Origin of the sequence: Herbaspirillum sp. NPDC101397, from assembly GCF_044767325.1 — a bacterium.
In the GTDB taxonomy this organism is placed as follows: domain Bacteria; phylum Pseudomonadota; class Gammaproteobacteria; order Burkholderiales; family Burkholderiaceae_D; genus Herbaspirillum.
Map to the genome: position 1 here is coordinate 167,805 of NZ_JBIWNS010000009.1, position 25,986 is coordinate 193,790.

General features: G+C 59.5%; 26 protein-coding genes and 3 tRNA genes. 23 read left to right on the forward strand and 6 right to left on the reverse strand.

Annotated features, from left to right (window positions below; genetic code table 11):
• Positions 1-29 precede the first annotated feature (29 nt).
• The gene (locus tag ACIROW_RS21205; RefSeq protein WP_402278610.1) at positions 30-824 is read right to left on the reverse strand and encodes a uracil-DNA glycosylase; all 795 of its coding nucleotides are present in this window, start codon (positions 822-824) and stop codon (positions 30-32) included.
• 119 nt (positions 825-943) lie between these two features.
• Positions 944-3,037: an excinuclease ABC subunit UvrB gene (gene uvrB, locus ACIROW_RS21210; RefSeq protein WP_402278612.1), complete on the reverse strand. Its 2,094-nt coding sequence runs from the start codon at positions 3,035-3,037 to the stop codon at positions 944-946.
• A 116-nt stretch (positions 3,038-3,153) separates the two neighbouring features.
• Here uvrB and ACIROW_RS21215 point away from each other — a divergent pair, with 116 nt between their 5' ends.
• The 9 genes from ACIROW_RS21215 (at position 3,154) to ACIROW_RS21255 (ending at position 8,716) form a co-directional block, all read left to right on the forward strand.
• The gene (locus ACIROW_RS21215) at positions 3,154-4,377 is read left to right on the forward strand and encodes an amino acid aminotransferase (RefSeq protein WP_402278614.1); all 1,224 of its coding nucleotides are present in this window, start codon (positions 3,154-3,156) and stop codon (positions 4,375-4,377) included.
• Positions 4,378-4,466: 89 nt separating this feature from the next.
• Positions 4,467-4,542: transfer RNA gene (locus tag ACIROW_RS21220), tRNA-Asn, on the forward strand.
• A 244-nt stretch (positions 4,543-4,786) separates the two neighbouring features.
• Positions 4,787-4,862, forward strand: a tRNA-Asn gene (locus ACIROW_RS21225).
• A gap of 116 nt (positions 4,863-4,978) precedes the next feature.
• On the forward strand, positions 4,979-5,458 hold the full coding sequence (locus ACIROW_RS21230; protein ID WP_402278616.1) for an OsmC family protein: 480 nt from the start codon (positions 4,979-4,981) through the stop codon (positions 5,456-5,458).
• 85 nt (positions 5,459-5,543) lie between these two features.
• Positions 5,544-5,966 carry an Rrf2 family transcriptional regulator gene (locus tag ACIROW_RS21235; RefSeq protein ID WP_402278618.1) on the forward strand — a complete coding sequence of 141 codons (423 nt, stop codon included), beginning with the start codon at positions 5,544-5,546 and terminating at the stop codon, positions 5,964-5,966.
• A 332-nt stretch (positions 5,967-6,298) separates the two neighbouring features.
• Positions 6,299-7,546 (forward strand): MFS transporter, encoded by a 1,248-nt coding sequence (locus ACIROW_RS21240; RefSeq protein ID WP_402278620.1) that lies wholly within the window; start codon positions 6,299-6,301, stop codon positions 7,544-7,546.
• Between the two features lie 162 nt (positions 7,547-7,708).
• A complete protein-coding gene (locus ACIROW_RS21245; RefSeq protein WP_116435512.1) occupies positions 7,709-8,092 on the forward strand; it encodes a DUF427 domain-containing protein in 384 nt (127 codons plus the stop codon).
• Between the two features lie 71 nt (positions 8,093-8,163).
• Positions 8,164-8,559: a hypothetical protein gene (locus ACIROW_RS21250; protein ID WP_402278622.1), complete on the forward strand. Its 396-nt coding sequence runs from the start codon at positions 8,164-8,166 to the stop codon at positions 8,557-8,559.
• An 80-nt stretch (positions 8,560-8,639) separates the two neighbouring features.
• Positions 8,640-8,716 (forward strand) — tRNA-Pro (locus tag ACIROW_RS21255).
• A 132-nt stretch (positions 8,717-8,848) separates the two neighbouring features.
• Here the strand turns inward: ACIROW_RS21255 and ACIROW_RS21260 are convergent.
• A complete protein-coding gene (locus ACIROW_RS21260; protein WP_402278624.1) occupies positions 8,849-9,607 on the reverse strand; it encodes a hypothetical protein in 759 nt (252 codons plus the stop codon).
• Between the two features lie 216 nt (positions 9,608-9,823).
• Here ACIROW_RS21260 and ACIROW_RS21265 point away from each other — a divergent pair, with 216 nt between their 5' ends.
• The 14 genes from ACIROW_RS21265 to motD all read left to right on the forward strand — a co-directional run bounded on the left by ACIROW_RS21265 (position 9,824) and on the right by motD (position 24,207).
• On the forward strand, positions 9,824-10,063 hold the full coding sequence (locus ACIROW_RS21265; RefSeq protein WP_402278626.1) for a hypothetical protein: 240 nt from the start codon (positions 9,824-9,826) through the stop codon (positions 10,061-10,063).
• A 375-nt stretch (positions 10,064-10,438) separates the two neighbouring features.
• Positions 10,439-12,121: a methyl-accepting chemotaxis protein gene (locus ACIROW_RS21270; protein ID WP_402278628.1), complete on the forward strand. Its 1,683-nt coding sequence runs from the start codon at positions 10,439-10,441 to the stop codon at positions 12,119-12,121.
• A gap of 105 nt (positions 12,122-12,226) precedes the next feature.
• Positions 12,227-13,090, forward strand: coding sequence for a CheR family methyltransferase (locus ACIROW_RS21275; RefSeq protein WP_402278630.1), 864 nt, complete (start codon positions 12,227-12,229; stop codon positions 13,088-13,090).
• Between the two features lie 3 nt (positions 13,091-13,093).
• Positions 13,094-13,690 (forward strand): chemoreceptor glutamine deamidase CheD, encoded by a 597-nt coding sequence (cheD, locus tag ACIROW_RS21280; protein ID WP_402278632.1) that lies wholly within the window; start codon positions 13,094-13,096, stop codon positions 13,688-13,690.
• An 80-nt stretch (positions 13,691-13,770) separates the two neighbouring features.
• Positions 13,771-14,850: a chemotaxis response regulator protein-glutamate methylesterase gene (locus ACIROW_RS21285; protein ID WP_402278634.1), complete on the forward strand. Its 1,080-nt coding sequence runs from the start codon at positions 13,771-13,773 to the stop codon at positions 14,848-14,850.
• Positions 14,851-14,968: 118 nt separating this feature from the next.
• Entirely contained in the window at positions 14,969-15,364 is a 396-nt protein-coding gene (gene cheY, locus ACIROW_RS21290; protein WP_402278636.1) for a chemotaxis response regulator CheY, read from the forward strand.
• Entirely contained in the window at positions 15,318-16,016 is a 699-nt protein-coding gene (gene cheZ / locus ACIROW_RS21295; protein WP_402278638.1) for a protein phosphatase CheZ, read from the forward strand. The genes cheY and cheZ overlap by 47 nt, the downstream gene beginning before the upstream one ends.
• Positions 16,017-16,274: 258 nt before the next feature.
• Positions 16,275-17,456: a flagellar biosynthesis protein FlhB gene (gene flhB, locus ACIROW_RS21300; RefSeq protein ID WP_402278640.1), complete on the forward strand. Its 1,182-nt coding sequence runs from the start codon at positions 16,275-16,277 to the stop codon at positions 17,454-17,456.
• On the forward strand, positions 17,453-19,543 hold the full coding sequence (gene flhA / locus ACIROW_RS21305) for a flagellar biosynthesis protein FlhA (RefSeq protein ID WP_402278642.1): 2,091 nt from the start codon (positions 17,453-17,455) through the stop codon (positions 19,541-19,543). Before flhB ends, flhA begins: the two co-directional genes overlap by 4 nt.
• Positions 19,540-21,012 (forward strand): flagellar biosynthesis protein FlhF, encoded by a 1,473-nt coding sequence (gene flhF, locus ACIROW_RS21310; RefSeq protein ID WP_402278644.1) that lies wholly within the window; start codon positions 19,540-19,542, stop codon positions 21,010-21,012. Before flhA ends, flhF begins: the two co-directional genes overlap by 4 nt.
• A 34-nt stretch (positions 21,013-21,046) precedes the next feature.
• The gene (locus ACIROW_RS21315; RefSeq protein ID WP_402278780.1) at positions 21,047-21,844 is read left to right on the forward strand and encodes a MinD/ParA family protein; all 798 of its coding nucleotides are present in this window, start codon (positions 21,047-21,049) and stop codon (positions 21,842-21,844) included.
• 55 nt (positions 21,845-21,899) lie between these two features.
• Positions 21,900-22,634 carry an RNA polymerase sigma factor FliA gene (locus ACIROW_RS21320; protein WP_402278646.1) on the forward strand — a complete coding sequence of 245 codons (735 nt, stop codon included), beginning with the start codon at positions 21,900-21,902 and terminating at the stop codon, positions 22,632-22,634.
• Positions 22,616-23,362, forward strand: a complete 747-nt coding sequence (locus ACIROW_RS21325; RefSeq protein ID WP_402278648.1) for a flagellar motor protein — start codon at positions 22,616-22,618, stop codon at positions 23,360-23,362. Before ACIROW_RS21320 ends, ACIROW_RS21325 begins: the two co-directional genes overlap by 19 nt.
• A 23-nt stretch (positions 23,363-23,385) precedes the next feature.
• Entirely contained in the window at positions 23,386-24,207 is an 822-nt protein-coding gene (motD, locus tag ACIROW_RS21330; RefSeq protein WP_402278650.1) for a flagellar motor protein MotD, read from the forward strand.
• A 54-nt stretch (positions 24,208-24,261) separates the two neighbouring features.
• Here the strand turns inward: motD and ACIROW_RS21335 are convergent, their stop codons facing one another.
• From ACIROW_RS21335 to flgA, 3 genes are all read right to left on the reverse strand, one after another.
• Positions 24,262-24,735, reverse strand: a complete 474-nt coding sequence (locus tag ACIROW_RS21335) for a flagella synthesis protein FlgN (RefSeq protein ID WP_402278652.1) — start codon at positions 24,733-24,735, stop codon at positions 24,262-24,264.
• A 4-nt stretch (positions 24,736-24,739) separates the two neighbouring features.
• Complete coding sequence (gene flgM / locus ACIROW_RS21340) at positions 24,740-25,060, reverse strand: flagellar biosynthesis anti-sigma factor FlgM (RefSeq protein WP_402278653.1); 321 nt, start codon at positions 25,058-25,060, stop codon at positions 24,740-24,742.
• 107 nt (positions 25,061-25,167) lie between these two features.
• On the reverse strand, positions 25,168-25,890 hold the full coding sequence (flgA, locus tag ACIROW_RS21345; protein WP_402278655.1) for a flagellar basal body P-ring formation chaperone FlgA: 723 nt from the start codon (positions 25,888-25,890) through the stop codon (positions 25,168-25,170).
• Positions 25,891-25,986 lie beyond the last annotated feature (96 nt).

The window sequence follows — 25,986 nt, forward strand, 5'->3', positions numbered from 1 at the left end:
GCCGGCTTTTTTACGTTCCGAGGTATTGTTCAGACGTGTTTTTTCAGCAGATGCATGGCGCCGAACAGTTCCTGCATGCCGCCGTGGGCGATGAAACTCAGGTTGTAGGGATGCTCCGCCACCGCACGCGGGAAGCGTCCGACCACCGGCAAACCGTGCAGCTCCTCGGCGATCTTGCCCCACAGGACCAGCGTCGGCAGTGTCTTGTTCTTTTCCTCTGCGTACTGCGCCAATCCCTTCAACACGGTTTCAAAGAACGGCTTCCAGGCTTTGGCATCCTTGACCGGCTTCACGTGCGTGCGGAACACCAGGCTGGCATTGAGCAGCAGGAAGCCCTGCGCGGTCAGGTTGTCCTGCAGGTCGGCCAGTGTCTGGATGGTGCCGGCAGTGTCGGCCTGCGCCTTGGCGGCGATATCGAGCAGGGCGTCGCCGCTGGTCTTGTCGACCGGCACGCGGCCGTCGGCAACCAGCAGCATCTTCATGAAGTTGCGCAACGACGTCGCGCGGTTGACCTGTTTGGACAAGCCCTTGTCGGACCACAGCGAGCCGACCGCGCCATCCATGAAGCAGACACCGGTGGCGCTGGCAGCGCGCGGGTAGGGGCCTTCGCCGACCAGGACGTAACGGACCTCGTCAATCGGCTGTTTGAACGCGGCGAAGAGGCGGCCTTCCGTTGGCAGGTAAGTGGTGTCTTGCACCAGCGCCGGCAAATAGTCGGAATCGAGAGCAGCGATGGCTTGCAGGCCGGTTTTCAGGATGGCGTGCCAGGATGGATCGGCAGTGGCGCAGAGATCGAGCAGGGCGGTGGGGACGGTAGCCGGCATGAGCAGGTATGAGCAGGTGTGAGATGAGGTCAGGTTGATCGGAAATGAAAAACTGCCCGCATGCGAAGTCAATGCGAAATCACAGCGGGCAGTCAGGGATGCTTCTTGACCGAAGCGAGTTACGCCACGGCCACCGTGTCGTCGCCCGCAGCGCCAAACAATTGCTGCTTGAGCTGATGCAACTGGTCGCGCACCTTCGCGGCTTTTTCGAACTCCAGGTTCTTGGCGTGATCCTGCATGAGCTTTTCGAGGCGCTTGATTTCCTTGCTGACCTGCTTCTCGCTCATGGCTTCGTAGTTGGCCTGTTCCTGCGCCACCATCAGTTCCACGCGCGCTTCCTGCGGGCTGTAGACGCCATCGATCAGTTCGCGGATTTCCTTCTTGATGCCCATCGGCGTGATGCCGTTGGCTTCGTTGAAGGCGACCTGCTTGGCGCGGCGGCGTTCGGTTTCGCCGATGGCCTTGTGCATCGAATCGGTGACCTTGTCGCCATACAGGATCGCCATGCCGTTGAGGTTACGCGCGGCGCGGCCGATGGTCTGGATCAGGCTGCGCTCTGAACGCAGGAAGCCTTCCTTGTCGGCGTCGAGAATCGCCACCAGCGATACCTCGGGAATGTCCAGGCCTTCGCGCAACAGGTTGATGCCGACCAGCACGTCGAAGGTGCCGAGGCGCAGGTCGCGGATGATTTCGACGCGCTCGACGGTGTCGATGTCGCTGTGCAGATAGCGCACCTTGATGCCGTTGTCACTGAGGAACTCGGTCAATTGCTCCGACATGCGCTTGGTCAGCGTGGTCACCAGCACGCGTTCGTTCTTCTTCACGCGGATGGTGATTTCCTGCATCAGGTCGTCGACCTGCGTAGTAGCGGGGCGTACCTGAATGAGCGGATCAACCAGGCCGGTCGGACGCACCACCTGCTCGACCACCTGGTCGGAATGGGTGTTTTCATATTCTGCAGGCGTGGCCGAGACGAAAATGGTCTGGCGCATCTTGCCCTGGAACTCGTCGAACTTGAGCGGCCGGTTGTCCAGCGCCGACGGCAGGCGGAAGCCGTAGTCGACCAGGTTGGTCTTGCGCGCGCGGTCGCCGTTGTACATGCCGTTCAACTGGCCGATCAGCACATGCGACTCGTCGAGGAACATGATCGCGTCCGGCGGCAGGTAATCCACCAGCGTCGGCGGCGGATCGCCGGGCTTGGCGCCGGACAGATGGCGCGAATAGTTTTCGATGCCTTTGGTGAAACCGATCTCGGTCATCATTTCGATGTCGAAGCGGGTGCGCTGTTCGATCCGTTGTTCTTCGATCAGCTTGTTTTCCTTGCGGAAAAATTCCAGCCTTTCGCGCAGTTCGTCCTTGATGGTTTCGATGGCGCGCAGCATGGTGGCGCGCGGCGTGACGTAGTGCGAACCGGGGTAGACGGTGAAGCGCGGAATCTTCTGGCGCACGCGGCCGGTCAGCGGATCGAACAATTGCAGGCTGTCGATTTCGTCGTCGAACATCTCGATGCGCACGGCCAGTTCGGCATGCTCGGCCGGGAACACGTCGATGGTGTCGCCGCGCACGCGGAAAGTGCCGCGGCCGAAGTCGACTTCGTTGCGTGAATATTGCATCTGGATCAGGCGCGCGATGACGTCGCGCTGGCTGACCTTGTCCTTGGCGCGCAAGGTCAGGATCATCTGATGGTATTCGTTGGGGTTACCGATACCGTAAATGGCCGACACCGTTGCCACAATGACAACGTCGCGCCGTTCCATCAGCGACTTGGTGCAGGACAAGCGCATCTGTTCGATGTGCTCATTGATCGAGGAATCTTTCTCGATGAACAGATCGCGTTGCGGGACGTAGGCTTCCGGCTGGTAGTAATCGTAGTAGCTGACGAAATATTCCACTGCATTTTGCGGAAAGAACTCGCGAAATTCGCTATAAAGCTGCGCCGCCAGCGTTTTGTTCGGCGCGAAGATGATCGCCGGCCGGCCGAGGCGGGCGATGGTGTTGGCCATCGTGTAGGTCTTGCCCGAACCGGTGACGCCCAGCAGGGTCTGGAAGAACAGGCCGTCATGCACCCCTTCGACCAGCTTGTCGATGGCGGCCGGCTGGTCGCCCGCGGGCGGGAACGGCTGGTACAAGCGATAGGGAGAATCCGGGAACGTCAGGAACTTGCTCTCGTCGAGCGTAGAAGATGCGGCGGTAACGGGGGATAAATCAGCCATTGTCATTCGACCTTTGGTAAAATTAGATGTTGCAAAACGGTGCTCGGCTCGCGGCTTTGCCCTGCATCCATCCCGACTGCAATCTACGTTTGCAGCTAACTTTTTATGTTATCACGATGAACGCACCTCTCTCAGCCTCCTCTTCTCTTTTCACCGCCATCGAGATGGCGCCACGCGACCCTATTCTCGGCATCACTGAAGGTTTTAATGCCGACAAGAATCCCGGCAAGACCAACCTCGGTGTTGGCGTCTATTACGACGATAACGGCAAAGTGCCACTGCTGGAATGCGTGAAAAAAGCGGAAGCTGAACTGGCTGCCAAACTGGCTCCACGTACTTATTTGCCGATCGATGGTCTGGCAACGTACGACAAGGCAGTCCAGGAACTGGTATTTGGTGCCGACAGCGCCGTTGTTCAAGAGAAGCGTGCGATCACCGTGCAAGCCCTGGGCGGCACCGGCGCACTGAAGCTGGGCGCCGACTTCCTGAAGCATTTCTCGCCGGCAGGCACCCAAGTCTGGATCAGTGATCCAAGCTGGGAAAACCATCGCGCGCTGTTCGAGATGGCCGGTTTCACCGTCAACAACTATCCTTACTACGACGCGGCCACCCGCGGCGTGAACTTCGCCGGCATGCTCGATGCGCTCAAGACCATGGCCTCCGGCTCGGTCGTGCTGCTGCATGCTTGCTGCCACAACCCGACCGGCGCCGACCTGACCGCCGATCAATGGACCCAAGTCATTGAAGTTGTGACATCGCGCGGCCTGATCCCGTTCCTCGACATGGCCTACCAAGGCTTTGGCGACGGCATCGAAGAAGACGGCAAGGTCGTGCGCCGCTTTGCCGAAGCAGGCGGCCCGCTGTTCGTGTCGAACTCGTTCTCGAAATCGTTCTCGCTGTACGGCGAGCGCGTCGGCGCGCTGAGCATCGTCGCTTCGTCCAACGAAGAAGCCGCACGCGTGCTGTCGCAACTCAAGCGCGTGGTGCGCACCAACTATTCCAACCCGCCGATCCACGGTGGCCAGGTTGTCGCGACTGCGCTGGCTTCGCCGGAACTGCGCGCCTTGTGGGAAAGCGAACTGGCCGAGATGCGCGTGCGCATCCGCGAAATGCGCCAGCTGCTGGTTGCGAAACTGAAAGAAAAAGCGCCTGCGCACGATTTCGACTTCGTCATCAAGCAACGCGGCATGTTCTCGTACTCGGGCCTGACCAAGGCGCAAGTCGAGCGCCTGCGCAACGAGTTCTCGATCTACGCCGTCGACACCGGCCGCATCTGCGTGGCCGCACTGAACACCAAGAACATCGATGCCGTTGTCGACGCCATTGCCAAGGTGCTCTAAAGAGAAAGGTGTTCCGGTCCGAAACGGCCGGGGTACAAAAAGGTTTTGACAGGACGTAAAAATCAAGTCATAATCTTTTTCTCAGCTGTTCCCTGATAGCTCAGTCGGTAGAGCGACGGACTGTTAATCCGCAGGTCCCTGGTTCGAGTCCAGGTCGGGGAGCCAAAAAATTCGAAAAGCCTCGCATTCGTGCGGGGCTTTTTCAATTTCGAAAACGCGTTTCCGTGCGTCGCCGATATGTTCGATGGCGATCATGTGCGGCCTGTTTTTGGATCGTTTTTCCTTGTCACGCATCGCTTGCGGCGCGTGATGAAGAAGAGGGCGGTGCGTAGCGAATTATTTAGCAATTTTCTGTCGTGGAGATATAGCCGCGAAGGAAGATTTAGTTCATAATCGCGCCCTCTGCTGTTCCCTGATAGCTCAGTTGGTAGAGCGACGGACTGTTAATCCGCAGGTCCCTGGTTCGAGTCCAGGTCGGGGAGCCAAAAAATTCGAAAGCCTCGCATCCGTGCGGGGCTTTTTCGTTGGTCGGTGCCAAAGCGCTTGCCTGCAGGTTGGGAAATTTGCAGGTATGCTGGCGCACTTCGACGGGAGATTTCGCATGATAGAAATCGAGGCAAGCATCTTGTGGACGCGCGGCAGCGACGAAGCGTTCACCGACAATCGCTACAGCCGGGTGCATCGCTGGCGTTTCGACGGCGGCGTGGAAGTGCCGGCGTCATCCTCGCCGCACATTGTTCCCTTGCCGTATTCGTCGGCGGATAACGTCGACCCCGAAGAAGCCTACCTGGCGTCGCTGTCTAGCTGCCATATGCTGACCTTCCTGGCCATCGCCGCCAAGCAGGGTTTTGTCGTCGACAGTTATGCCGACCATGCCAGCGCTGTGATGGAAAAGAACGCCAAGGGCAAACTGATGGTCAGCAAGGCGACCTTGCAACCGGCCATCGCGTACCGCGGCCGCGTGCCGACGCCGGATGAGGACGAGGCCTTGCATCATGCGGCGCATGAGCAATGCTTCCTGGCCAGTTCGGTGCTGACAGAGATTACGGTTGCGCCGACTTCAACGGCCACGGAAGCCTGACTAGGCTTGCAGTTTTTTTACAGGGGTATAAGCATATTTGGACAAGTTGCTTGACTTCGCTATCTGTATCGAATATAAATACAGTATGAAGTCGAGTCGATTTGCCGTGGCGGCACACATATTGGTTAGCGTCGAGCACGCGACCCGGGGAGGAGAAGCGTTTTTATCCTCCGCTGCCATTGCGGCCAGCGTCAACACTAATCCTGTGTTCGTGCGCGAGCTGCTGCGCAAGTTGTCGAAGGCGCATCTGGTCGTGACCAAGGAAGGCAAGGGCGGCGGCGCACAATTGGCGCGCGCGGCTTCACAAATCAGCCTGGCGGAAATTTACCAGGCGGTGGAAGAAGAGCCGGTGCTCAAGCACAATACGCGGCCCAAGGATCCATGTTGCCGCGTCAGTTGCGGCATGGACATGGCGCTGGATCCGGTGATTTCCGAAGTCGAAGGCGCGATGTTGAAAGTATTGAAGAGCAGGAAACTGTCCGAATTGGTCAACACGATCTGTGACTAGCAAGTCGGCAGGATCGCACCAGGTTCACAAGGAAATTCTCGACAAGGCCAATTGCGCAACTATCTGGCCTTGCAAATATATAAGGCGAAAAGCCACATTCAGGGATGCTCGAAAAAGGAGGATCGGTTATCGGTCCTCATTTTTATTTCAAAACTGTCATTAAAAATAAGACAGTTTGAGCGGTGAGCATCTGCAAGACGGACGACGAAACAAGCAGGACATTGCATTTCGCTGCAGTCGGCATCGCCGGTCGGCGGCGGTTGCATGCATTCATACACAATCGGTTCAACGCGCTGGGGTGGCGCAGGGCCAAACAGATTCAGGAGTTTTCAATGGAAAAGAATATCGCGGTGAATAACGCGCCGGTCGAGGTCGCACACGACCCGCTCAGCGCGGCGGAAAACGCGGCCTCGCCCTTGCGTTCATGGTTATCGGTGGTCGCCGTGGCGACCGGCGCATTTGCTTTCGTGACGACCGAGTTTTTGCCGGTCGGCCTGTTGCCGCAGATCGCGCATGACCTCGGCGTGTCGCCGGGCACAGCCGGTCTGATGGTGACGACGCCCGGAGTGGTCGCCGCCATTTCGGCGCCGGGCCTGATGCTGGGAGCAGGGCGCATCAATCGTCGCTTCATCTTGTTGATGCTGTCAGTGCTGTTGCTGGCGTCGAACCTGGTGTCCGCGTTCGCACCGACCTTCGGCGTGATGCTGCTCGGTCGTGCACTGCTGGGCGCGGCGCTGGGTGGTTTCTGGACGCTGGCGCTGGCAACTGCCGGCCGTCTGGTGCGCCAGGAGCATGCGGCCAAGGCCACGGCGATGATCCTCAGCGGCGTGACGTTCGCGACCGTGATCGGCGTACCGCTGGGCACCTTCATCAGCGGCTTGTCGTCGTGGCGTGCATCGTTCATCGCCACCGGCATCCTGGCCGCGCTGGCACTGGCTGCGCAAACCTTGTTGCTGCCGTCGCTGCCGTCAAAGGCGGCGATCCGCTTCCGCGATCTGACCACGCTGGTGAGCCGCCGCAATCCTCGCAAGAGCTTGTTGATGGTGGCGTTGGTGTTCGGCGCGCATTTTTCGTCGTACACCTATATCGCGCCTTTCCTCGGTCAGAACGGTTTCAGCCTGACGCTGATTACTTCGGTGCTGCTGGCGTTCGGCTTCGTCGGCTTCGTGTCGAATCTGGTGATTTCGGCCTTTGTCACGCGCCACTTGCAGGCATCGCTGTTCTCGGTGGTGGTGTTGCTGATGCTGGCCTTGTTCGCCATGCCCTTGGTGCATGCCTCGCAACTCGGCGTGACCGCGATGGTGATTGCCTGGGGCGTCGCCTTCGGTGCGATTCCGCTGTGCCTGAGCATCTGGCTGCAACTGTCGTCGCCGGATTTGCCGGAAGCCGGTTCGGCCCTGTTCGTCAGCATCGTGCAGGTTGCCATCGCCGTCGGCTCTTTCGTCGGCGGCGTGGTGGTCGATGCGATGGGTATTCCATCCACCTTGTGGTTGGGCAGCGCGCTGGGCTTGTTGGGTCTGATTGCGATTGCCAGCTTCGGCATGGGCAACAAGAAACTTGATGAAATATTGAGCAAGTAACAAAGAAGGCCCGTGCACTGAAACGCACGGGCTTTTTTCATTGGCGAAGTCGTCACGCCGAACGCGGAACTAGTCGCGGCAGCGCCTCTCACATCATTATGATGTGCGGCCATATTGCGCGGTCCTATCGGCCGTGTTGTCGTTTCAATAAGGAGTCATTCCATGAGCATACGACCTGTCAAGGTTCCCGGACCTGATCATCCCATTACCATCACGCCGACTGCGGCCCGCGTCGTCGTCTCGCTGGCCGGCCGCACCATTGCCGACACACGCGCCGCGCTGGCGCTGAAGGAGGCGAGTTATCCGCCGGTGTACTACATCCCGCGCGCAGACGTCGACTTCAGTCTGCTCGAACGCACCGATCACCAGACCTACTGCCCCTACAAGGGCGAATGTTCCTACTACAGCATCCCGCTCGGCGCCGATCGTTCGGTCAACGCAGTCTGGAGTTACGAGGAGCCGTATGATGCGGTGGCGGCGATCAAGGGCTATGTTGCCTTCTACCCGGATCGCGTTGATGCGCTTGAGGTGCGCGACGTCGCCTGATTGTTCATGCACTAAAGATGTATCGATGGCGGCCGTTACCTGAGGATCACAATAATCAGAGGGAGCAAGTCATGTTGATCGGCGCAAACGGTAATTTGCCGCAATCGGCGTACGCGGACAACGCAGCAGAAGTCAAAACTGCCAGCGTCGCGCCTGTCCCGGCCGCCGCTGCGCCGTCCGCGCCGCTCGACAAGATCACGCTCTCGGCCGCTGCATTGAGACTGATCGCGGAAAACAACCAGCTCGCCCAAATTGCTTCGAGCGCCAGCCAAATTCCGCCACCGGTAAGTTCGGACAGTCGCAAGGCAAAGAAGCGTCAACCCAGCGCCTCGCCGATGCTCGACGTCGATGCCTTCCGCCTGATCCGCGACAAGCTGCGCGCCGAGAATCTGGAGATCAAGGCGCCTGATCCGCAAAACCAGAAAAACAAGGACGACAAGGACCAGGCCACGGCGGTGTCGCTATAAGCCGCAGCCCATCGGTAATATCGATGATGGATGTTGGCAGAGACAAAACAAATTCCACTCTGCTATAATTGTCGGCTCGTCGGGGCGTAGCGCAGCCTGGTAGCGTACTTGCATGGGGTGCAAGGGGTCGAGTGTTCGAATCACTCCGTCCCGACCAATAGATCCAAACCTTGCGGAGCAATCCGTAAGGAAAAACAGCACTGAATCGGCATCGCCGGCTCAGTGCTGTTTTGCTTTGTGCAATCGAAAAATCATCTGCAGATTTGTGACCAACCAAGAGGCGTGAACTTCAGAACGCGTACTGCACCCGCATCGTAAAACTCTTCGCCGGCCGCCCGCTGTTCTTGCCGATCAGATAAGCGCTTTCGTACAGAATCTTGTGCCCGTTCGGCAGGTACCAGGTGCCGAACAGCGCGGGGCCGACGCGATGGGATTGGTCGGCCTTGCTGTTCCAGTTGTCCCAGCGGCCGAGTTCGCCGAAACCCTGCACGCCGAAGTTGAGCAGCGGTTTCCAGTGCTGGCGCACCTGCCACTGATACACCAGTTGAGTGGCGTTGTTCTGGCTGGTGCGGTAGTCGCGCTGCAGGAAGATGTTGGCGTTGAGTTGCGTGCGCCAGATCTCGGTCTGGAACACCGGGCCCCATTCCAGGCCGTAGCCGTCGCGCCGCGTATACTGCTCGACGTTGGTGTGGATGGCCAGGTCGAACCAGTATTGGCCTTGCGTCAACAGGAAATCGTTTTGCCAGTTGAGGCTGCCGAAGCGCGTGCCTTGCGCCGCAGTCTGTGTGTAGACGCCGTAGACTTCGGTGTACCACTGCGAGGTGACGCCATAACCGATACCGATTTCGGGCGAGCCGAACGGCGCACTGTCGTGTTTTTTGGCGTTCCAGTATTTGTAGTCGACGGAGAGCTGGTTTTCGGCGCTGTAGACGGAGACGAGGTAGTAGCCGGTGGCGGCATGCGTACTGCCGCAGGTGATCGCATTAGCGGCAACCACCAGCGCTGCGGCACAAAGCCGTGTCGCGCCGGTCAGCTTTTTTACCTGCATCGGTATTTCCCCTTCCCGTTTTTCGCCTCCGGCATTGCGCCGCAAGCTGTCGCCAGATTATCTGTTTCCCCGTATATGTATTATCGCGTTCAAACGCTTATTGTCACGGGAGTATAGCGTGCCCGCGCATTTGCCTGCGCCGTTGGCGGAATATCTTTTCTGCATCTGAGCGCGCAGCTTTTCATGCTAGGATTCTGCGACTTTATGGAGATCGATATGGACACACCTGATGCATGGAAACTGCGCGCCGATGAACTTCGGTTGGAGATAGAGGCGCTGCTGGAAGCGCAACTTTGCGAGTACGAACTGTTGAACGCGAAGCTGGAAGAGTGGAAGAAGAATCCGGGTGCCGAGTGGTTGACGATGGCCGACTATGAACCTTGGCAGGCGGCGCTCAAATCGCTTGAGCTTGCGCAGCGCGCACTGGATGAGCACATCAGCGTTCGTCCCAGGTAATCATCCTGCATCATCCCGTCGCCCCGGCCTGATCGGCGGGCGGCGGCGACCTTTTCTCATCCCCCTCATCTCCTCAAACGATCGCCTTGCATGCCTACCTGCGGGTATGGCGGCTGCGGTATACATTCCTCTAAGCGTTGTCCTGCCAGAATCCTCCACCAAACGGTTCGGCATAAGTTACGCGTAAGTTATCCCTTGTAAGCTGGGCCAAAAATAGGGGAAGGCTGCGCGCCGATTTTGCTCGAATCAGAACAACGGATAGCGGACGGCGCAGCGTAGTCAGACTTTCTTCCTGATAAAAGTTGTTCGGATGACATCCGTACATGCCAATAGACCAAGACCAGGCATGACGGCAACTCGTGAGGAGACTGCTGTATGTTCGAGAGGAAAAGCAGGGCGCTTTCGCGCTCGCTGGACGTGCTGATTCAGGTCGTTGTTCCCATTGCTGTCGGCGCCGGCATCTTCGCCGGTCTCGGCGCGCTGGCCTTGCCGTTGTCGCCGTTATGGCTGGCGGTGATTGCGACGGCGGCGGCGGTGATCCTGTCGCGCCTGGCGCGGCGCGGCGAATCCGACCAGGGCGGCGGCTTCGTCGACAAGATCGGCAGTGAGATCGACCACATCATGATCGGCGCCGCCGAGACCTCCTATTTCGTCGACTCCATCAAGAACAAGATCGCCCAGGACGTGCAGGCCGCCAACGGTATTGTCACCGGTTCGGAGCAGAACGCCAGCACCACCGAGCAGATTGCCGCGAATGCCGAGCGTGCTTCCAAAGTAGCCGCCGACGTGCGCGCCGAAAGCGTGGCCGGCCGCGCGGAAGTGGACCTCGGCCTGGAACAGATCGGCAAGGCGCGCACCGATGCGCAGAACGCGTCGGCGATGATGTCGGCGCTACAGGAAAAATCCAAGCGCATCCACGGCATCACCGAAGTCATCAGCGAAATCGCCGCACGCACCAATCTGCTGGCGCTCAACGCCGCCATTGAAGCGGCGCGCGCGGGCGAACACGGGCGCGGGTTTGCGGTGGTGGCGGGCGAAGTGCGGCAGCTGGCTCAGCGCACCAAGGAAGCCACCGACGACATCGGCGCCATGGTGCGTTCGATCACGGAAGAAGCCGAGCGCGCTTCCGGCGGCATGCAGTCTCTCAGCGCCAAGGTGCTGGAGGCGTCGCAGAACGTCGAGCGGGTGCATGGTTTCCTCGGCAACATCGAGCGCTCCGCCGGTATTTCGGAAGAAGAGATCCAGCAAATCGCACGCGCTTCCCGCGAGCACGTCGAGACCACCCATCGTATCGCCGAAGCCATCCTCAAAATCCGTGACGGCATGCTGGCGACCGACATTGAGTTGCCGCGCGTGGCGGCGTCGGCCATGGCCTTGTCGGAGCGCGCCGAGCTGGTCTATGACGCCATCGCCGCGAGCAATGCCAAGACCCAGCACGACGACATCCAGAAAGTCGCGACTGCCGCCGCCAAGCGTATCGGCAAGTTGTTCGAGGAAGCCATCGGTGCCGGCCGGATCAGCGAAGCGGCCTTGTTCGACCGCACCTACAAACCGCTGCCGAACACCAATCCGCCCAAGCACACAACGCAATTCGACGCCTTCACCGATCGTGTCCTGCCGGACGTGCAGGAAGCCATCCTTGATTCCATGCCGCAACTGGCGTATGCCGGTGCTGTGGACAACAACGGATATTTTCCTACGCATAACAAAAAATTCTCCAAGCCGCTGACCGGCGATTACGACACCGATCTGGTCAACAATCGCACCAAGCGCATTTTCAGCGATCGCACCGGAAAGCGTTGTGGCGCGAATACAAAGCCGTTTCTGCTGCAAACTTATAAACGCGATACCGGCGAGGTCATGCACGATCTTTCGGTGCCGATTTATGTGAACGGCAAGCATTGGGGAGGCTTCCGCGTCGGCTATCGCTCCAGCCAGGCGCAGGAGGCAGCGCCCGTCCAGACGGTCACATTGGCGGCAGCGCCGACGCCAAAGCAGCTTAAGCAAACGGGTAAGACGGAGAACAGCAAGGGATTGGTGCGCCAGATCTCGGCTTGAACAGCTTGACCGGGCAGGGCAGGTTGATAGACTATTCGACAACGGGGGTAACCTATCGAGAATGCTGAGAATGCGATAGGTCCGGATTAGAAAAGGAACATCAACTTGAAACCTGCTCCGCAGAATAAGCTCGATTCTGTCAAAGAATTCGATTTTACGAATCGCGATTTTGACAGGGTGCGGGATCTTATCTATAAGCGCGCCGGCATTGCGCTGGCCGAAAGCAAGCAGGAAATGGTCTATAGCCGCCTGGCGCGGCGCCTGCGTGCGACCGGCATCGCTTCCTTCGTGCAATACCTGGACATGCTGGAACGCGGCGGCGACAGCGACGAGTGGGAGGCATTCACCAATGCGCTGACCACCAATCTGACGTCGTTCTTCCGCGAGTCGCATCATTTCCCCATCCTTGCCGATTTCGTCAAGACGCTCAAAGAGCCGGCCACGGTCTGGTGCTCGGCCGCCTCGACCGGCGAAGAGCCCTATACGATCGCCATGACGCTGTGCGAAGCCTACGGCACCCTGACGCCGCCGGCGCAGATCATCGCCACCGACATCGACACCAACGTGCTGGCGACCGGCGCCAACGGCGTCTATCCGATCGAGCGCATCGACAAACTGTCGCCCGAGCGCATCAAGAAATTCTTCCTGCGCGGCAAGGGCAACCAGGAAGGCTATGTTCGGGTGCGCCCGGAACTGCGCAAGCTGGTGACCTTCAAGCAACTCAACCTGCTGGGTGACAACTGGCCAGTGAGCGGGCAGTTCGATGTCATCTTTTGCCGCAACGTGATGATTTATTTCGACAAGCCGACGCAGAGCAAGATCCTGTCGCGCTTCGTGCCGCTCATGAAACCGCATGCGCTGTTGTTCGCCGGTCATTCCGAAAACTTCCTGTATGTCTCCGACGCCTTGAAGCTCAAGGGAAAAACGGTCTACGAGCTCGGTGCAGCACAACGCAAGGCGGGGAAATAAGTCATGAACCAGGACCAATTCGCTTCCAACGTCTATTACGACCGCACCTTCGATTGCGACGCGGCCAAGATATTGCCGGGCGAATACTATTTCACGCACAAGGACATGATGATCGTCACGGTGCTGGGTTCGTGTGTGTCGGCCTGCATCCGCGACCGCGTCACCGGCATCGGCGGCATGAACCACTTCATGCTGCCCGACAGCGGCGACGGCGACAGTCCGATTTCGGCATCGATGCGCTACGGCACTTACGCCATGGAAATTCTGATCAATGATGTTCTCAAGGCCGGGGCCCGGCGCGAGAACCTGGAAGCCAAGGTGTTCGGCGGCGGCAACGTGCTGCGCGGCTTCATCGCCATCAACGTCGGCGAGCGCAACGCACAGTTCGTGCGCGACTACCTGAAGGCGGAAAATATCCGTGTCGTGGCGGAAGATCTCAACGATATCTGGCCGCGTAAGGTATATTTCTTCCCCCGCACCGGCAAGGTGCTGGTAAAGAAGCTCAAACAATTGCATAACAACACACTGGTGAATCGCGAACAGGATTACGCCAGCAAGCTGGTCGCCAAACCGGTGGGCGGCGCGGTCGATCTGTTTTAAGGTCGGTTGAGTCGGCAGAGAAGGGTTTTTCGGCCCCGTGCGGAGACCGCAGGGGCCCGTTTCAGGAAAGTACGCATCGTATGAAAATAAAAGTATTGATCGTCGACGACTCGGCATTGATCCGCAGCGTCATGAAAGAGATCATCGGCAGCCAGCCTGACATGGAAGTCGTGGGCGTTGCCCCCGACCCCATCATTGCGCGCGATCTGATCAAGCAGACCAACCCTGACGTCCTCACGCTGGACGTCGAAATGCCGCGCATGGACGGCCTCGACTTCCTCGAGAAACTGATGCGCCTGCGGCCGATGCCGGTGGTGATGGTGTCGTCGCTGACCGAGCGCGGTTCGGAAATCACGCTGCGCGCGCTGGAACTGGGTGCGGTCGACTTCGTCACCAAGCCGAAGATATCGATCCAGAGCGGCATGCAGGAATACACCGACATGATCGCCGACAAGATCCGCGCGGCGTCCAAGGCCAGCATCCGCCCGCGCACGATTCCGCATCCGGACGCGCCCAAGGCGAGCGGCGGCGAGACGTTGCCGCAGATGCGCAATCCGCTGCTGTCGAGCGAAAAGCTGATCATCATCGGCGCTTCCACCGGCGGCACGGAGGCGATCAAGGAATTCCTGATCCGCATGCCGTCCGACTGCCCGGGCATCCTGATCACCCAGCACATGCCGGAAGGCTTCACGCGCTCGTTCGCGCAACGCCTCGACAACCTGTGCAAGATTTCCGTCAAGGAAGCGGCCGGCAACGAGCGCGTCCTGCCGGGCCATGCGTATATCGCTCCGGGCCACTCGCATCTCAAGCTGGTGCGCAGCGGCGCCAATTACATGACCCAGCTCGACCAGGGGCCGCCGGTCAACCGTCATCGGCCGTCGGTGGACGTGCTGTTCAACTCGGCCGCCGCCTGCGCCGGCAAGAATGCGGTCGGCGTCATCCTGACCGGGATGGGCAAGGACGGCGCCCTGGGCATGCTGGAAATGCGCAATGCCGGCGCCTACAATTTTGCGCAGGACGAAGCATCGTGCGTGGTCTTCGGCATGCCCCGCGAGGCCATTGCGGTCGGTGCGGCACACGAGGTGCTGGCGCTGCAGGCCATGCCTGGCCGTGTGTTGAGTTATCTGAACGAGCACGGCAGTCGTGCATTGCGGGTGTAGTTCGAGTACCATTCAGCCATCCGGAAAATTTGACCGGTTGCTAGCTGTCGGGCCTTAAGTTTTGCCGAATTAGTGTCGTTATCGTCAACAATAGTTTCGAATCAATGGAGTAATAATCATGGCTGGCCCAAATACCAAGTTTCTCGTTGTAGACGATTTCTCCACGATGCGCCGCATTGTCCGTAACCTGCTCAAAGAGCTCGGCTACACCAATGTGGACGAAGCCGAAGACGGCGTGCAAGGTTTGCAGAAGCTGCGCAGCGACACCTTCGATTTCGTCGTGTCGGACTGGAACATGCCTAACATGGACGGCCTGACCATGCTGCAGGAAATCCGCAAGGATCCTGCGCTGTCCAAATTGCCGGTCCTGATGGTGACTGCCGAAGCAAAGAAAGAAAACATCGTTGCCGCCGCGCAAGCCGGCGCCAATGGTTACGTGGTCAAGCCGTTCACGGCTGCTACTCTGGATGAAAAGCTCGGCAAGATCTTCGAAAAGCTGGAGGCCGGAGGCTAACGTGGATACAGCATCCCAGGGAGCAGTGACGCCGGGCGCGCCGGTAGCTGAACAGCAGGATCAGTTCCTCGCGCGTATCGGGCACATGACGCGCAGCTTGCATGACAACCTGCGTGGACTCGGTTTTGACCGGTTGCTGGAAAAAGCCGCAAGCGACATGCCCGACGCGCGTGATCGCCTCGAGTACGTGGCGATGATGACCGAGAAGGCTGCCCAGCGCGTGCTGACGGCGACCGAAACCGCCGGCCCGATGCAGGATGCTATCGGCGACGGTGCGAGTACGCTGGCTGCAGAGTGGAAGGCCGTCACCGATGCGCCGTTTTCAGAGAGTGATTACCGCGCTCTGGCGGAAAAGACACAGGCTTACCTCGGTGCAACACGCGAAAATGTCAGCCTGACCAAGCAGCAACTGCTCGATATCATGATGGCGCAGGACTTCCAGGACCTGACCGGGCAGGTGATCAAGCGCGTGACTGAGGTCGCGCACGACATCGAAAGCCAGCTGGTGCAATTGCTGGTCGACTATTCACCGCCGGAAGCCAAGCGTGAAGATAGTGGCCTGCTGAACGGTCCGCAGATCAATCCCACCGGTCACAACGTGATTGCCAACCAGAGCCAGGTTGACGATTTGTTGGAAAGTCTGGGTTTTTAAGTTGTTTTAACGATAATTTTCATGCTTGCGGTGTTGTTGCGGGTGGTTTTTTACGACCGCTCAACAACACCGCAGATCGCCGTCCCGCCTGCCTTCACCCTCTGAAGGCAGATATGGCGCGCTTCCCCTGCTCCGAAATACGGGGCGTTTCGCCCCTTATTCCCGTGATGATTCGAGGCTTCCCTCGCCAATAATTCTGCCTGATAGTCTCAAAATTCCGCCTTCGTCAGCGGAAAGAAGCAATACAGGGGAACGGCAGTGGCCGAAGATAGCGATCAAGAACGGACCGAACAGCCCACCAGCAAACGCATTGAAAAAGCGCGTGAGCAGGGCGACGTGCCGCGCTCGCGCGAGATGGCGACGTGCGTCATGCTGCTGATCGGCGGTTGCACCCTGTGGATGTTCACCGGTCCGCTGGTGACCAGCCTGAACCGTTTCATGGTGTCGACCATGACCTTCGAGCGTGAAATGGCCTTCGATCCGGCCTTGCTGTTCGAGCGCATGAGCGGCCATTTCATGGAAGTGGCGGTCGCCTGCATCCCTATCGCCTTCCTGATGACGCTCGCGGCCGTGGCATCGCCGCTGATCCTCGGCGGCTGGCTGTTCAACGGCAGCTCGCTTGAGCCCAAGTTCGACCGCCTCAATCCCATCAAGGGCATCATGAATCTGTTCTCGCTCAATTCGCTGGTCGAGTTGGGCAAAGGCATCCTGAAGAGCGTGCTGGTCGGCTTCATCGCCTGGTTCGCCATGCGCAGCCATCTCGACGCCGTCCTCAACCTGAGCGTCGAACCGCTCAAGGTGGCCAGCAGCCACATGCCGAATTTGCTGTGGACCTGTTTCATCATGATGGTGTGCGCGCTGATCGCGATTGCCGCCATCGACGTGCCGTATCAACTGTGGAATTACACCCGCAAACTCAAGATGACGCGCCAGGAAGTCAAACAGGAACACAAGGAGTCCGACGGTGATCCGTTGATTAAGGGCAAGATCCGCGCTCTGCAACGCGCCGCCGCGCGCCGCCGCATGATGTCGGCAGTGCCGACTGCGGACGTAGTGGTGACCAACCCGACCCACTTTGCCGTGGCGCTGAAGTACAGCGAAGGCGGCATGTCGGCGCCGCAGGTGGTGGCCAAGGGCACCGAAGCGGTGGCGGCCAACATCCGCAAGATCGCTGCAGAAAACAACGTGCCGATCCTCGAAGCGCCGCCGCTGGCGCGCGCATTGCACTATCACACCGAAATCGGCGATGAGATCCCGGAGTCGCTCTACACCGCGGTCGCCGAAGTCCTCGCTTATATCTTCCAGCTGCGCACGTACAACAGCAATGGCGGCGTCCGTCCGGATGAGCCGAGCGACCTTGAGGTGCCCAAGGAGCTGGACGACCCACTGTACAAACGCAAGGCCGCCATGGCTGCCGCACAAGCTAAGGCTGCGCAATGAACATCAACAGCATGAAACTGCCGGCCTGGGTGCCGGTCAAGCATACCAAGGCGCTCGCAGCGCCGGTCCTGATCGTCATGATGCTGGCGATGATGGTGCTGCCGCTGCCGGCGTTTGCGCTCGATATCCTGTTCAGCTTCAATATTTCGCTGTCCGTGATCGTGCTGCTGACCGCGTTGTACACCGTCAAGCCGCTCGACTTCGTGGCGTTCCCGGCCGTGCTGCTGGTGAGCACGATGCTGCGCCTGTCGCTCAACGTCGCCTCCACCCGCGTGGTGCTGACCGAAGGCCACACCGGTCCCGACGCTGCGGGTAAAGTGATTGAGGCTTTCGGCCACTTCCTGATCGGCGGCAACTACACCGTCGGTATCGTCGTCTTCATCATTCTGACGATCATCAACTTCACCGTCGTCACCAAGGGCGCCGGCCGTATCGCCGAAGTGGGGGCACGTTTTACCCTCGACGCGATGCCCGGCAAACAGATGGCGATCGACGCCGACCTCAACGCCGGCATGATCGGCGAGCCGGAAGCGCGCGCCCGCCGCAAGGAAGTGGCGCAGGAAGCCGAGTTCTATGGCGCCATGGACGGTGCCAGTAAGTATGTGCGCGGCGACGCCGTGGCCGGCATCATCGTGACCGTGGTCAACATCGTCGGCGGTCTCGTGGTCGGTATGATCCAGCATGACCTGGCCTTCGACATGGCGTTGAAGAACTACACGCTGCTGGCCATCGGTGACGGCCTGGTCGCACAGATTCCTTCGCTGATCATCTCGACCGCCGCCGGTGTGGTGGTCTCGCGTGTGGCCAACGACCAGGACGTCGGCGGCCAGCTGATCAACCAGTTGTTCGCCAAAGCCGAAGTCCTGTACCTGACTGCCATCATCATCGGCGGCATGGGCCTGATCCCCGGCATGCCGCACGTCGCCTTCATCATCATCGCTGCCTTGCTGGCGGCTGCGGGTTACTCGGTGAACAAGCGCAAGCAGGAGGCGGGAGCGATTGCCGAATTGCCGGCGCCGGTCACGACGCCGCAGGAAATCGAAGAGGCCACCTGGCAGGACATCCTGCCGGTCGATACGCTCGGGCTGGAAGTTGGTTACCGCCTGATCCCGCTGGTGGACAAGGGGCAGGGCGGCGAACTGCTGCGCCGGATCAAGGGCATCCGCAAGAAATTCGCGCAGGAAGTCGGTTTCCTGTCGCCGCCGGTGCATATCCGCGACAATCTCGAACTCAAGCCGTCGGCTTATCGCATCGCCTTGAAGGGCGTGGAAATCGGCAAGGGCGAGGCGACTTTCGGTCAGTTCCTGGCGATCAATCCAGGCATGGTCACCGGCCCGTTGCCGGGTCTCATGACCACCGATCCGGCGTTCGGCCTGCCGGCGGTCTGGATCGAAAGCAACATGCGCGAAATGGCGCAGACCATGGGCTATACCGTGGTCGATACCGGCACCGTCATCGCGACGCACCTGAACCATTTGATCACCATCCACGCTGCGGAATTGCTGGGTCGCCAGGAAGTGCAGCAGTTGCTCGATCACATCGGCAAGGATGCGCCGAAGCTGGTCGAAGATCTGGTGCCGAAGGCGTTGCCACTGGGCACAGTGCAAAAAGTGTTGCAAAACCTGCTCATCGAAGGCGTGCATATCCGCGATATGCGGACTATTATCGAAACCCTGGCCGAGCATGCACCGCGCGTGCAGGAACCGAACGAACTGACCGCCATCGTGCGCATCGCCCTGGGTCGCGCGATCGTGCAGCAGATTTTCCCGACCGAGAGCGAGCTGTCGGTCATGACGCTGGACAATAAATTGGAACGTCTGCTGATGCAGGCGATGCAGGCAAGCGGACCGGAAGGCGGCGGCATCGAGCCGGGCCTCGCCGATACACTGATTACGCAAACAGAAAACGCAGCACGTCATCAAGAGCAGTTGGGTTTAACCCCGGTATTGTTGGTCCCGGGTCCTTTGCGAGCATTGCTGGCGCGCTTCTTGCGACGCGCAATGCCACAACTCCGGGTGCTTTCACACGCTGAAGTTCCTGATTCGAAAACGATTAAAGTTACCAGCCTAGTTGGAGGGCAAGCATGAACGTCAAAAAATTTATAGCAGGTTCGTCGCGAGACGCATGGCGCCAAGTGCGCGAAGCGCTGGGTCCTGACGCCGTCATTCTCTCCAACCGGAATATCGACGACGGTGTCGAGATCCTCGCCATGGCCAACGAAGACATGTCGTCGCTGGTGGTGCCGGCCATGTCCAAGGACGCCATGCCGCGTCCGGCCGTACGCCGACCGCCTGCCCAGCCGGCACCGCAGCAGTCGCTGCAGGCCGCCGTGCCGCGCACGCGCGCCGAACCGCAACCGCAGGGGCCCGGCGCATCCATGCCGGTCGAACACAATACGGCACAGGCCGACGCCCGCGTTTGGCGTACCCGCAATGCCGCGCGCGCCAGCGCCAAGGAACAGCAGGCGCAAGCGCTGACACCGGCGCAAGTCGCTGCCGGCCCGAAAGCAGCAGTGGCCGCTGCAGCTGCAGCGCGTCCGCAGCAGGCTGGCGTGATGGCTGAATTCGACGGCAAGGACTACGACGAAATCCTGTCCGACGTCATGAGTGAAATCCGCTCCATGCGCGGCGTGCTGGAAACCCAGCTGGCGGAAATTTCCTGGGGCGGCACGCAAAAGCGTGAGCCGGCCAAGGCCGCGATCATGCGTGAAATGCTGGCCGCCGGTTTCAGCGCCAGCCTGTCGCGCCTGATCACCGAGAACCTGCCGCAAAGCCCGAAATCGCAAGACGCCATGTTCTGGGTCAAGTCGGTGCTGGCCAAGAATCTGATGACCATGGCCAACGAAAACGAATTGCTGGAAGAAGGCGGCGTCTACGCGCTGGTCGGTCCGACCGGTGTTGGCAAAACGACCACGACCGCGAAACTGGCGGCGCGTTGCGTGATGCGCCACGGTCCGGGCAAGCTGGCGCTGATCACCACCGACGGCTACCGTATCGGCGGCTACGAGCAACTGCGCATTTACGGCAAGATCCTCGGGGTGATGGTGCACTCGGTCAAAGATGAATCCGATTTGCGTATCGCACTCGACGAACTGCGCGGCAAACATACTGTCCTAATCGATACCGCCGGCATGGGCCAGCGCGACCAGATGGTGGCTGAACAGGCTGCCATGCTGTCGGGCGCAGGCACTGACATCAAACGCCTGTTGTGCCTCAATGCAACGGCGACCGGCGGCACGCTCAATGAAGTCGTGAGCGCGTATTCCGGCGACGGCCTGGCGGGTTGCATTATTACCAAGCTCGACGAAGCGGCAACCATCGGCAACGTGCTCGATGTTGTCATCCGTCAAAAACTGAATCTGTATTACGTGGCGAACGGTCAGCGCGTGCCGGAAGATTTGCATGTTGCCAACAGGTTGTATCTGGCCGACCGCGCCTTTAAACTGAAACGTGAAACTGCGCCGTTCGAATTCCAGGACGCCGAGTTGCCGGTTGTGGTCGGACCGACGGCCACGGCCATGAATGACAAAAGCCTGCGGGAGGTGATCCTTGGCTAGCTATGACGTTGATCAAGCGGAAGGACTGCGACGGATGCTGGAGCGTCCGACGCCGCGCGTGTTTACTTTCTTCTCGGTTCTTCCCGACGACGAAAAAGGCGCGATGCTGATCAATCTGGCAGCCTCTCTTGCCGCCGCCGACCACAACGCATTGTTGGTCGACGCTTGCATGACGCCCTCAGTGATCTTGTCGCGTTTTGGCGGTGTTGCCGTGGCGACGCTGCTCGACGTCGCTCGTCAGGAGCGGCATCTGGATGAAGCGGTGCGCATGGTGCCGGAAGGTTTTGCACTGGCGCGCCTGTCGCGCAAGAACGTATCGGCCTCTACCCATCCGCAAGCCTCGCGGCTGGCGCAGATTTTCGACGGACTGACCGAAGAATCCGACATTACGCTCATCAACGGCGAATTGAATGACGAGGAGTTGCTGCCGGTCCCGGCCATGGAAATGGGCGAAATCGTGGTGCATATGTCGACCAGTCCGACCTCGATCAAGGCCGCATACGTCTTGCTCAAGGGCCTCAGCGACAAGCTCGGTCGCCGTCCTTTCAATCTGCTCGTGAGCGGTGGTTCGGACGCGGAAGCGCAGATGGTCTACGCCAACATGGCGCAGGCGGCCAATCGTTACCTGGCGGCGCAATTGCATTTCATGGGCTCGATCCCGGCAGACGAACACATCCGTCGTGCATCCGGGCAGGGGCGCACCGTACTGGAAGCATTCCCGTTGGCCGGCGCTACGCTTGCGTTCAAGCGCCTGGCGGATCAGTTTTCGTTATCCAATCTCACCAAGGGCACGTACGGTATGGCGACCGATGGTGCAAGTCTCGGAGTATGACGCGCCTGGCATTGCATGATCGTTCGTACTCACCATTATTGACGAGATGAGTTCTATGTATAACGTCAAAGGAAAGACGACCAAGAACGATTTGCTGGAGCTGCATGCGGCGCTTGTCAAAAAGCTGGCGCATCAGATGAAGGCAAAGCTTCCACCCAGCGTGGAAGTCGACGACTTGATTCAGGCAGGCATGATCGGTCTGCTTGATGCCGTCAATCGCTATGAAGAAACGCACGGCGCGCAGTTCGAAACCTACGCCGTGCAGCGTATCCGCGGCGCCATGCTGGATGAATTGCGCAGCAGCGACTGGCTGCCGCGCAGCATCCGCCAGAATACGCGCAAGATCGAAGAGGCCATCCATGTCCTGCTGCAGCAGCTCGGCCGTCCGCCGCAGGAAACCGAGGTCGCCACGCAGCTCAAGATGAGCTTGGTGGAGTACCAGGATATGCTGACCGAATGCGGCGGCCATCAGTTGATCTATTACGAAGACTTCCACGACGCCGACGGCGGCCACGAGCATTTCCTCGATCGCTACCAGACCCGGGACACCGACGACCCGTTGCAGAACCTGATCAACGGCGGTTTCCGCGACGCCGTCATCGATTCGATCAAGGCCCTGCCCGAGCGTGAAAAAATCCTCATGGGCCTGTACTATGAGCAGGAAATGAACTTGAAGGAAATCGGCGCCGTCATGGGCGTGTCCGAGTCGCGGGTTTGCCAGCTGCACAGCCAGGCTATCGCCCGCATGCGCTCGACTTTGAGGGAGCAGGCGTGGACTGGAGTAGCGTAGGAGGGATACTGCTGGCGTTGGGAGGCATCCTCCTTGGTTTGCTGCTTGAAGGCGGTCATCCCGGTTCTATCCTGCAGCCGACCGCTTTCCTGATCGTCTTTACCGGCACCGTAGGCGCCGTTCTGCTGCAAACCAGGCTCGACAATTTCGTCCATGGCGTCAAATTGCTGTCCTGGGTATTTTCTCCCCCGGTTCACAACCACCGCAAACTGATCGATAACATCACGGTCTGGAGCGGCATCTCGCGGCGTGAAGGTCTGCTGCATCTTGAAGAGCACATGAACGACAGCAGCGACCCCTTCGTCAAGAAGGGCCTGCGCCTGCTGATCGACGGCATCACACCGGCCAAGTTGCTCGAGATCCTCGAGGTCGATACCACTGCTTACGAAACCCGCCAGCGCCAGGCGCTCAAGATATGGGAAGCCGCCGGCGGCTATTCGCCGACGATCGGCATCCTCGGCGCGGTGCTCGGCCTGATCCACGTGATGGAAAATCTATCCGACCCCGCCAAGCTGGGTGGCGGCATCGCCGTGGCTTTCGTGGCGACGATTTACGGTGTCGGCCTGGCCAACCTGTTCTTCCTGCCGGTGGCCAACAAGCTCAAGGAATTGCTGGCCATGGAAGTGAACCGGCGTGACATGGTCGCCGACAGTCTGTTCGGCATCGCCAGCGGCGACAATCCGCGCGTGATCCAGGAGCGCGCTGAATCCTATTTCACCACCGCATGACCTACTGACGCACAACGCACATCATGGCGCGCAAAAAACATGAAGAAGAGCATGAGAACCACGAGCGCTGGCTGGTTTCGTATGCCGACTTCATTACGCTGCTGTTCGCGTTTTTCGTGGTCATGTATGCCATTTCCCAAGTCAACGAAGGCAAGTACAAGATCCTTGCCGACTCGCTGATCAACGCCTTCGGCAAGGAGCCAGTCTCGACCGCGCCCATCGTTGTCCAGGCGGGAGGCCAAGGCGCCCAGCAATCTGTTGCCCCTAAAATTACCCTGCAAAAGCCGCGCAACAGCGAGGCGCTGCGCCGCGAAAAAGAGCGCATGACCGACATGGCGCGCGACATCATGCAGGTGCTGGCGCCGCTGGTGCAGGAGGGCAAGGTGCGCGTGACGCAAACCAGCGTGGGCGTCAACGTGGAGATCAATGCCAACGTCCTGTTCGCGCCCGGCGATGCGAAGGTGAGCAAGGAGTCGGAAGAAACCCTGATCGCCATTGCCCGGGTGCTGAAAAACGACGATCACGCTATCCAGATCGAGGGGCATACCGACAATACGCAGATCAACACCAGCGTCTTTCCTTCCAACTGGGAGTTGTCGGCGGTCCGTGCCAGTACGGTGGCGCGGCTGTTCAACAACCAGGGCATCGCAGACCTGCGCCTGACGGCGGTGGGGCATGGATCGAATCAGTCTGTGGCTTCCAACGATACGCCCGAGGGGCGGCTGCGCAATCGCCGTGTCGATGTGATGATCCTGTCGCGATTGGCGGAGCAGGCGACCGAAGTGCCGTTTGCGGAAGAGGGTGGCAAGCTCGTTCCGCCCGCTCAGCCCAAGCCTGGGCCATAAAGCAAAAAGCCCGTTCGCAAGAACGGGCTTTTTAAATTCCGGAGGGCGAAAAAATCAGCCGATGCCAAGCGGTCGGCCCGAGCTACGCAGGCTCGATTGGCCATCCGGGCCATAGAAGGAGCCGTTGCTCTTGCCTTGCAGGATGTTCATGGCGTTCTGGTTGATTGCCATTTGCTTGCCGATCAGCAAGCCGTTGAGGCGATTCAGTTCGCGCGCGGATTGCGCCAGCGCAAACAGTTCTCCCCACACTTGTTTGTCGTCGGCAGAGCCGTGTTGTTCGATCCAGGTCTGCATGCCGTTTTCGCCGGCGAGGAAGCCCAGTGCAGCCAGCGCCTTGTGGCGCTGATCGGCCAATGCTGCCATGTTGGCAACGATATTGGCCTTCTCGTTGATGATGTCGGGAATCTTGTCCGCATCGCCGTTGCCGCTGAGCAAATCCTGCTCTTGCTGCAACGCCGCCACCAGGCGCGACGTAACCAGCTTTTCATCGGCGAGTGTATGGGACGGCAGGAGCGAATTACTTGTCATTGCATTAAGCCTTGCGTGAACCGATCAGATCTTTGACTGTGTCGAGCAAGCCGTTGGCGACTTTCTCGGGATCAACCTGGAAGGTGCCATTGGCGATGGCAGCCTTGATTTCAGCAACTTTCTTTGCATCGAAAGTACCGCCGGCATTGGTGGCCTTCACGCCCAGCGCTTGATATTGAGAGGACAGCTGGACATTGGCCGCGGTGGAACTGTCGCTGCCTGTCTTTGCTGCGGTGGTACCGGCATTGCTGTTCGCGGGGCGCGCCTGGGGTTGCGCGATTTCCGGTAAGCCTTTGCCTGTTTTGAGGGCGTCATTAACGTTCACGGCATCATCCTTAATGGGTTAGGGTTCTGTGACCCGCCTGTTGCCTAGATTATCGGCCATTTTTCCGCAAACTTTAATTCTTTTATCGCCCGTCAGAATGTTTCTTGTCAGTAATTGATTTCGAGGATGCCGCCGGCCTTCGCAATCCCGCTCACAACCTGGCCTGCCGCCGTTTTGGCTTGCACCATCTGGCCCTCGCTGCCGTTGGTCAAGGCGCGCGCTTCGGTGGAGATCTGGAAGCCGGGACCGATGGACACCACGCGTACTGCCTGGCCTTGCTGCACCACGCGGTTGCTGCGTAGTGCATCCTGGCGAATCGGGGCGCCCAGCGCCAGCGAAATGTTGGCGGTGCGGCCGACGGCCTGGGCGGCATCGGTAATGATGCCGTTGGGCAAATTCGACAGGTCGCCCTTCATCTTGGTGATGTCGTTCGGACCGATGACCTGGCCTTGCGCCAGCGGCGCTGCGGTGACGATATATTCGGCAATGACCTGCACGGTGGCGCGCACGTAAACCGTCCAGGGCGACGGCGCAATGCACTTGATGCCGATAGTGGTGCGGCCCCACAGGCGGCCGCCGTTGGGCATGAAAGCTTGCGGCGACGTGCAGGCGGCGAGGTTGAGGCGATTGTCGACCGGTTCGACGGCGATATTGACGGTGCCGGACAGGCCGGTCGTCTGCACTTTCATGAACTGTTCGGCAATTTTTTGCAGAGCGCCCAGATCCTGGCGCGGCGGCGTGTTCTGTTCGGCGGTTTGCGCCAGTGCGGGCAGCCCGAATGCGGGCAGCAACAACAGCAACGACAATAGCGCTTTTGACAATAATTTCATAACAACAACTTTTCAACCCGTGTGATCGGAGGCAGGGCCATCCTGTCAGCAATAGTACTGGCGGCCGATTCTGTCAAAAGGTCGAACAAGGCATAG

Coding starts and splice junctions, on each gene's coding strand:
- ACIROW_RS21205 (WP_402278610.1), bottom strand. CDS start 824: ATGCCGGCTACCGTCCCCACCGCCCTGCTCGATCTCTGCGCCACTGCC.
- uvrB (WP_402278612.1), bottom strand. CDS start 3,037: ATGGCTGATTTATCCCCCGTTACCGCCGCATCTTCTACGCTCGACGAG.
- ACIROW_RS21215 (WP_402278614.1), top strand. CDS start 3,154: ATGAACGCACCTCTCTCAGCCTCCTCTTCTCTTTTCACCGCCATCGAG.
- ACIROW_RS21230 (WP_402278616.1), top strand. CDS start 4,979: ATGATAGAAATCGAGGCAAGCATCTTGTGGACGCGCGGCAGCGACGAA.
- ACIROW_RS21235 (WP_402278618.1), top strand. CDS start 5,544: ATGAAGTCGAGTCGATTTGCCGTGGCGGCACACATATTGGTTAGCGTC.
- ACIROW_RS21240 (WP_402278620.1), top strand. CDS start 6,299: ATGGAAAAGAATATCGCGGTGAATAACGCGCCGGTCGAGGTCGCACAC.
- ACIROW_RS21245 (WP_116435512.1), top strand. CDS start 7,709: ATGAGCATACGACCTGTCAAGGTTCCCGGACCTGATCATCCCATTACC.
- ACIROW_RS21250 (WP_402278622.1), top strand. CDS start 8,164: ATGTTGATCGGCGCAAACGGTAATTTGCCGCAATCGGCGTACGCGGAC.
- ACIROW_RS21260 (WP_402278624.1), bottom strand. CDS start 9,607: ATGCAGGTAAAAAAGCTGACCGGCGCGACACGGCTTTGTGCCGCAGCG.
- ACIROW_RS21265 (WP_402278626.1), top strand. CDS start 9,824: ATGGACACACCTGATGCATGGAAACTGCGCGCCGATGAACTTCGGTTG.
- ACIROW_RS21270 (WP_402278628.1), top strand. CDS start 10,439: ATGTTCGAGAGGAAAAGCAGGGCGCTTTCGCGCTCGCTGGACGTGCTG.
- cheD (WP_402278632.1), top strand. CDS start 13,094: ATGAACCAGGACCAATTCGCTTCCAACGTCTATTACGACCGCACCTTC.
- ACIROW_RS21285 (WP_402278634.1), top strand. CDS start 13,771: ATGAAAATAAAAGTATTGATCGTCGACGACTCGGCATTGATCCGCAGC.
- cheY (WP_402278636.1), top strand. CDS start 14,969: ATGGCTGGCCCAAATACCAAGTTTCTCGTTGTAGACGATTTCTCCACG.
- cheZ (WP_402278638.1), top strand. CDS start 15,318: ATGAAAAGCTCGGCAAGATCTTCGAAAAGCTGGAGGCCGGAGGCTAAC.
- flhA (WP_402278642.1), top strand. CDS start 17,453: ATGAACATCAACAGCATGAAACTGCCGGCCTGGGTGCCGGTCAAGCAT.
- flhF (WP_402278644.1), top strand. CDS start 19,540: ATGAACGTCAAAAAATTTATAGCAGGTTCGTCGCGAGACGCATGGCGC.
- ACIROW_RS21315 (WP_402278780.1), top strand. CDS start 21,047: ATGCTGGAGCGTCCGACGCCGCGCGTGTTTACTTTCTTCTCGGTTCTT.
- ACIROW_RS21320 (WP_402278646.1), top strand. CDS start 21,900: ATGTATAACGTCAAAGGAAAGACGACCAAGAACGATTTGCTGGAGCTG.
- motD (WP_402278650.1), top strand. CDS start 23,386: ATGGCGCGCAAAAAACATGAAGAAGAGCATGAGAACCACGAGCGCTGG.
- ACIROW_RS21335 (WP_402278652.1), bottom strand. CDS start 24,735: ATGACAAGTAATTCGCTCCTGCCGTCCCATACACTCGCCGATGAAAAG.
- flgA (WP_402278655.1), bottom strand. CDS start 25,890: ATGAAATTATTGTCAAAAGCGCTATTGTCGTTGCTGTTGTTGCTGCCC.